This window comes from Actinophytocola oryzae, from assembly GCF_004364325.1.
Taxonomy (GTDB): Bacteria; Actinomycetota; Actinomycetes; order Mycobacteriales; family Pseudonocardiaceae; genus Actinophytocola; species Actinophytocola oryzae.
On record NZ_SOCP01000043.1, the window covers coordinates 1 to 6,083 of the forward strand.

Here is a 6,083-nt window from a genome sequence, read left to right on the forward strand (position 1 = left end):
TGAGCGGGCCGCCGGCGTCTGGACTGACGAGCACGAAGGTCCCTGCGCGAGGAACGAGCCCAGGGACCTTCGCGCGCAGGAGGGAAGACGCCGGACAAAGGCCTGCTCACCAGCGAGCGGAGCGAGCCAATGTCACCGTGAGCGGGCCGCCGGCGTCTGGACTGACGAGCACGGAAGTTCCTGCGCGAGGTACGAGCCCAGGGACTTCCGCGCGCAGGAGGGAAGACGCCGGGTAAAGGCCCGCTCACCGCGAGCGGAGCGAGCCAATGTCACAGCCAATTAGACACAACCCGGGTTCTCGATCACCACTCCGGACAGCCAGGTCTTCGGGTGGGATCTGATCATCGGTACGACCAGGTCCCCGCCGAACAGGTCGAGGTCGAACAGGCAGATCACGACCTGGTTGTAGCTGCGGCACCAGCCGTTGCCTGCCTGTTCCTCCGCGATGATCTCGGCGACGAGGTTCGTACTCGTGATCGACGCCGCCCAGCTCATGTCGGAGACCACCCGGCCGAACACGTCACCTCCGCACAGGCGCTCGCGGGCCCAGGTGTCCATCACCTCGAACACCTGGTCCGGCTCGAACGCGCCAGCGCGGACGTAGCTGTCCTCGGGCTCCAGCAGCTCGAGGTTGTCCGGGTCGCCGAGGGCGGCCCGCACGGCCGCGCTCTCCCCGGTCGGTGTGAAGAACAGCGCGGGCTCCCCGCACTCGAGCCCTTCGGACAGGAACGGCAGCACCAACTCCTCGCGCTGCCGCCTGCCCCGGTGCAGTACACACACGTGGTCGTGCGGCGCGAGCCCAGCCCCACCCAGGGTCACCGTCACCTTCTCACTCCGCTCCTGTTCGTACTTGCGGCGAAAATGGCTTCGGATATCGTCATTCCTCGCGGCACGAATGTCGAGAGGATCTACACGTCGATGTGGGATCCCATGACCACGGTGCGATCCCGGGGCAGGAGAAAGCTTTCCGCGGCGTCCGCGGTCATGAGGGACGTCGCGATGAACAGGCGTTTTCGCCAGCGGGCCATCGTGGGCGCGTCTCCGCACTGCAGCTCTACCTTGGACACGAAGTAGGACGCCGATCCGGCCCGGAGCCTGCCCTCGGTCCCCTTCGGGTCCAGCGAGGCCAACGCCCTTGGTACATCGGGGGTTTCCATGTAACCGAACCTGACGGTCACGTGGGTGATGCCGTCGTCGCGGTAGCCGAGGTCGTCGAACACGGCCCGGTCCTCCGGCGCGACGCGGGGTATCGGTTCCGTCGAAATGGACATGATGACCACGTGTTCATGACGGACGTGATTGTGACTCACATTCGCCCGCATCGCGAGCGGTGTGGTTTCCTTGCCGCGGTTGAGGAAAACGGCCGTGCCGGGCACCTTTCGCGCCTTCTCCCTGCCGCTGCGCAGGTCCTCGACGAACTTCCGCAGCGACCCCTCGAGCCGCTCGCGTTCGGCCGTCACTATCTTGCGGCCCTTCTGCCACGTCGTCATCACCGTGAACATGGTCAGACCGATCAGGAGCGGCAGCCATCCGCCGTGCACGAGCTTGGTCAGGTTGGCGGCGACGAAGAGCAGGTCGACAGTGAGCAGCACGGTCGCCCCGATGCCGAGCAACCACACCGGCGTGCCCCACTTCCCGTGCGCCGTGTAGAAGAACAGCAGTGTCGTGGCCGTGATCGTCCCGGTCACCGTCATGCCGTACGCGAAGGCCAGCGCCGCCGAGCTGCGGAAGGAGAACACGAGCGTCAGCACCGAGATCATCAGCATCCAGTTGACCCACGGCACGTAGATCTGGCCGCGTGAGGTCGCCGACGTGTGCGAGATCCGCAACCGGGGCAGGTACCCGAGCTGCGCGGCCTGTGAGGCGACCGAGAACGCGCCGGTGATCACGGCCTGCGACGCGATCACCGTGGCGGCGGTGGCGAGGAGCACCATCGGCAGCCTGCCCCATTCCGGCAACAGCAGGAAGAACGGGCTCGCGACGTCGGACTCGTCGCCGAGCACCAGCGCGCCCTGGCCGAAGTAGCTCAGCACACACGCGGGCAGCACCAGGAAGAGCCAGCCGCGGGCGATGGCCCGCCGCCCGAAGTGGCCCATGTCCGCGTAGAGCGCCTCGGCCCCGGTGACGGCCAGGACGATCGCGGCGAGGGCGAAGAACGCGATGTGGAAGTGGCCCGCGAGGAAACCGATCGCGTACGTCGGCGACAGTGCCCGCAGGATCTCCGGGTGGCCGGCGACCCCGACGATCCCGAACGCGCCGATCGAGACGAACCAGGTGATCATCACCGGCCCGAACACGCGGCCGACCGCGGCGGTCCCCCTGCGCTGCACGAGGAACAGCACCACGATGATCGCCGCGGTGATCGGCACCACCAGGCCGCCGAGCGACGGCTCGACGATCTTCAGGCCCTCGACGGCCGACAGCACCGAGATGGCCGGGGTGATCATGCTGTCGCCGAAGAACAGCGACGCGCCGAAGATCCCGACGCCGGCCAGCACGAGCGCGGCACGCCGGCCCCGCTGCGCGCCCCACCGCCGGAGCATCGTGATCAGTGCCATGATGCCGCCCTCGCCGTCGTTGTCGAGGCGGGTGGCGAGCAGCACGTAGGTGACCGTCACGACGATCATCACCGACCAGAACACCAGCGAGACGACCCCGTACACGTTGGCGGCGCTGATCGGGACGGGGTGGGGGTCGGCGGGGTTGAACACCGTCTGCAGCGTGTAGATCGGGCTGGTCCCGATGTCGCCGAAGACGACGCCGAGCGCACCGACCACGAGCCCGCGCCGGGCCGTGTCGTGCCCGGCCTCCTGCCGATCACTCACGACCCGGACGCTACCCGTTCCAGGGCCCCCGCGCCGCGAACGATCAGGCCGTCCATCTGGTCGGATAGGGTGACCACAACCGGAGGGGAGCGCATGACGCGACGGCGTACGTGGTGGCACGGGTTGTCCGTGTCGGCGCTGCTGGTCGCGCTCGCGCTGCCGTGGCTCGTCTGCACCCCCGGCACGGCCACCGCGCCGAGCGGGTTCACGGGCCACCACGACGCCCAGTACCCCGCGGCGGGAAGCCACGAGGCCGCGGTCTGGGCTGTGCCGGGTGCCACGTTCGTGCCGGTGGGTGCCGGCCCGGACGCCGTGCACCCCGGCGCGTCGCCCCGGCAGACGCCCGCCGCGCTCGACCGGGCCGAGGACACCACCGCGGCCACCCTGACCGCGCGGACTCCCGCCGCCGCGCGGGGCCGCTCCCCACCGCTCGCCACCTCGTAGGCCGTCGCACGGGCACCGTCGGTGCCCGCTGGTCGCGGCGTGCCTGCCGACCGTCGCCGTGATCGGGTGCGAGAACGAGGGGTGGCCTGGTGGAACTGACCACCGTGCTGGGCATTGTCGCCGCGGTGCTGCTGGTGTCCGTGCTTGCGGTGCGCGTGTCCGTGCGGCTGGGGCTGCCGTCGCTGCTGCTGTACCTGGCGATCGGCGTCGTGCTCGGCGAGGCCGGGTTCGGCATCCGGTTCGACGACGCCGAACTGACCAAGGCGCTCGGGATCGTCGCGTTGGTCCTCATCCTCGCCGAGGGCGGCCTCACGACGCGCTGGCAGGACGTCAGGCCCGCGCTCGGCGTGGGCACCGCGCTCGCCACGCTCGGTGTCGGCGTGAGCATCGCGGTCACCGGCGGCGCACTGCACCTGCTGCTGGACCTCGAGTGGCGCACCGCGTTGCTGTGGGGCGCGGTGCTGTCCTCGACCGACGCCGCGGCCGTGTTCAGCGTGCTGCGCGGGCTCGGGGTGGGCAAGCGGCTCGCGGGCACGCTGGAGCTGGAGTCCGGCCTCAACGACGCCCCGGTGTTCATCGCGGTGATCCTCTTCGCGTCCACGGACGCGATCCACTGGTGGACCCCGCTGCTCGCGGTCTACGAGCTGGGTGTCGGCGGGCTGGTCGGCGGCGTGCTGGGGTGGCTCGGCGCGCAGGCACTACGACGTGCCGCGCTGCCCGCGACCGGCCTGTACCCGCTGGCGACGATGGCCGTCTGCCTGGCCGCGTACGTCACCGCGCAGGGCGTGCACACCTCCGGTCTGCTGGCCACCTACGTCGCCGGGCTGGTGCTGGGCAACGCGCGGCTCCCCCACCGCGGCGACACGCTGTCGTTCGTGGAGGGCATGGGCTGGCTCGCGCAGATCGGCCTGTTCGTGCTGCTCGGACTGTACGCCTCACCGGAGCGGCTCGGCGGCGCGCTGCTGCCGGCGCTGGCCGCGGGTGCGGTGCTGGTGCTGCTCGCGCGTCCGCTGTCGGTGATCGCGTCGGCCGTGCCGTTCCGCATGCCGTGGCGGGAACAGGTCTTCCTGTCGTGGGCGGGTCTGCGCGGGGCGGTGCCGATCGTGCTCGCCCTGATCCCGCTGGCGACCGGCGTGCCCGGCGCGGAACGTCTCGTCGACACGGTGTTCCTCCTGGTCACGGCGCTGACGCTGCTCCAGGGGACGACGCTGCCCGCTGTCGCGCGGCGGCTGGGGCTCGTGCGGTCGGCGCAGGCGCGGGAGGTGGACGTGGACGCGGCGCCGCTCGACGAGCTGGGGGCCGTGCTCCTGCAGGTCCGGGTGCCCGACGGCTCACGTCTGCACGGCGTGCACGTCGGCGAGCTGCGCCTGCCGAGCACCGCCACGATCAGCCTCGTCGTCCGCTCCGGCGCCGGTTTCGCACCGCAGCGCGACACCCGCCTGCGCACCGGCGACCAACTGCTCGTGGTCACCACCGAGACCACGCGCGTGGCCACCGAGCGACGCATCCGCGCGGTCGACCGCGCGGGCCGGCTCGCCACGTGGTTCGGCGAGTCCGGCCGCTGAGCACCCGGTCAGTCACCCGGCCGCGGTGTCACCGCGGTACCCCCTGCTCGCCGTCGCAGGCGAGTGGCAGCCGCTGCCCGGGGCGGTCCAACGCCCCTCGACGCCGCCTTCCGCACGTCGCATGCACCAGGCCGTCTTCGCGCTGGTGCGGCGAGGGCAGCGGGACGGGGTGCTCCGCGACGACCTGTCCCCCGCGCTCCTCCCCCAGGCGATCACCGGGCCGCTGCACGTCGTCACCCGTTCGCGCGCAGCCTGCGGACCGACCCGGCGACCGTCGGGCCGCAGGTCGCCGACCTGCGGCTCGACGGGTTCGCCGCCCGACCACCTAACCTGGACGGATGACGTCGCTCACCGACTCGGCGGGGCAGGGTTGGACCCAGGTGTTCGAACTCGGCCTCGCGCTCGTCCTGTCGGCCGCGATCGGGCTCGAACGGGAGATCCGCCAGAAGAGCGCCGGGCTGCGTACCCACTCGCTGGTCGGCCTGGGCGCGGCGCTGTTCATGGTGGTGTCCAAGTACGGCTTCGTCGACGTGCTCGGCGACCACGTCACGCTCGACCCGTCACGTATCGCCGCGCAGATCGTGTCCGGCATCGGTTTCATCGGCGGCGGGCTGATCTTCGTGCGCCGGGACGCGGTGCGCGGGCTCACGACCGCGGCCGTCGTGTGGCTCACCACCGCGGTCGGCATGGCCGCGGGCGCCGGGCTGTGGCTGCTCGCCATCGTGGTGACCGCCGGGCACTTCGTGGTCGTGTTCGGGTTCACGCCCCTCGCCGCGCGATTGCCCCGCTCGAAGTACGCCCAGTCCACGATCCGACTGTCCTACCTGGACGGTCGCGGGGTGCTGCGTCAGGTGCTCACCGAGTGCACGCGCCGCGACTTCACCGTCGGCGACCTGTCCGTCGACCAGGACGACGGCGACAAACGCGGTTCGCGCACCGTCACCGTGTGGCTCAGCCTCCGCGGCTCCGGTGCGATCTCCGCGCTCACCGCCGCGCTGGCCGACATCGACGGCATCCTCACCGCCACCAGCGTGGACGCCAACAGCGGCGAGGTGTAGCCGCCTTCGGAACGGCAGGAGCCCACGGCGGACCGGGCATTGTCCGCCGTGGGCGTTGGTGGGGGGTTGGGGTCAGGTGGTGGGCATGAGGACTGAGTCGATGAGGTAGACGGTGGCGTTGGCGGTGTGGACGCCGCCGCAGATGACGTTGGCGTCGTTGACTTTGAGGTTGTCGCCGGAGCCGGTGACCT

General features: G+C 71.0%; 6 protein-coding genes. 3 read left to right on the forward strand and 3 right to left on the reverse strand.

The annotated features are described in order from the left end of the window. Positions 1 to 279: 279 nt before the first annotated feature. Positions 280 to 825, reverse strand: a complete 546-nt coding sequence (locus CLV71_RS47290) for an MEDS domain-containing protein (RefSeq protein WP_166664559.1) — start codon at positions 823 to 825, stop codon at positions 280 to 282. An 83-nt stretch (positions 826 to 908) separates the two neighbouring features. Then, a complete protein-coding gene (locus tag CLV71_RS47295) occupies positions 909 to 2,825 on the reverse strand; it encodes a potassium transporter Kup (RefSeq protein WP_133909545.1) in 1,917 nt (638 codons plus the stop codon). Between the two features lie 93 nt (positions 2,826 to 2,918). On the opposite strand from CLV71_RS47295, the gene CLV71_RS47300 reads away from it, so the two are divergent. The 3 genes from CLV71_RS47300 to CLV71_RS47310 all read left to right on the forward strand — a co-directional run bounded on the left by CLV71_RS47300 (position 2,919) and on the right by CLV71_RS47310 (position 5,892). Beyond that, a complete protein-coding gene (locus CLV71_RS47300; RefSeq protein ID WP_133909546.1) occupies positions 2,919 to 3,269 on the forward strand; it encodes a hypothetical protein in 351 nt (116 codons plus the stop codon). Between the two features lie 86 nt (positions 3,270 to 3,355). Then, on the forward strand, positions 3,356 to 4,834 hold the full coding sequence (locus CLV71_RS47305) for a potassium/proton antiporter (RefSeq protein WP_133909547.1): 1,479 nt from the start codon (positions 3,356 to 3,358) through the stop codon (positions 4,832 to 4,834). Positions 4,835 to 5,172: 338 nt separating this feature from the next. After that, positions 5,173 to 5,892: an MgtC/SapB family protein gene (locus tag CLV71_RS47310; protein ID WP_133909548.1), complete on the forward strand. Its 720-nt coding sequence runs from the start codon at positions 5,173 to 5,175 to the stop codon at positions 5,890 to 5,892. A gap of 72 nt (positions 5,893 to 5,964) precedes the next feature. Here CLV71_RS47310 and CLV71_RS47315 read toward each other — a convergent pair. After that, positions 5,965 to 6,083: fasciclin domain-containing protein (locus CLV71_RS47315; protein WP_208298078.1), on the reverse strand; the 119-nt coding region annotated here is incomplete at its 5' end.

Excerpts from the sequence above, each read along its gene's own strand:
- CLV71_RS47310 (WP_133909548.1), top strand. The coding sequence starts at position 5,173 with ATGACGTCGCTCACCGACTCGGCGGGGCAGGGTTGGACCCAGGTGTTC.
- CLV71_RS47300 (WP_133909546.1), top strand. The coding sequence starts at position 2,919 with ATGACGCGACGGCGTACGTGGTGGCACGGGTTGTCCGTGTCGGCGCTG.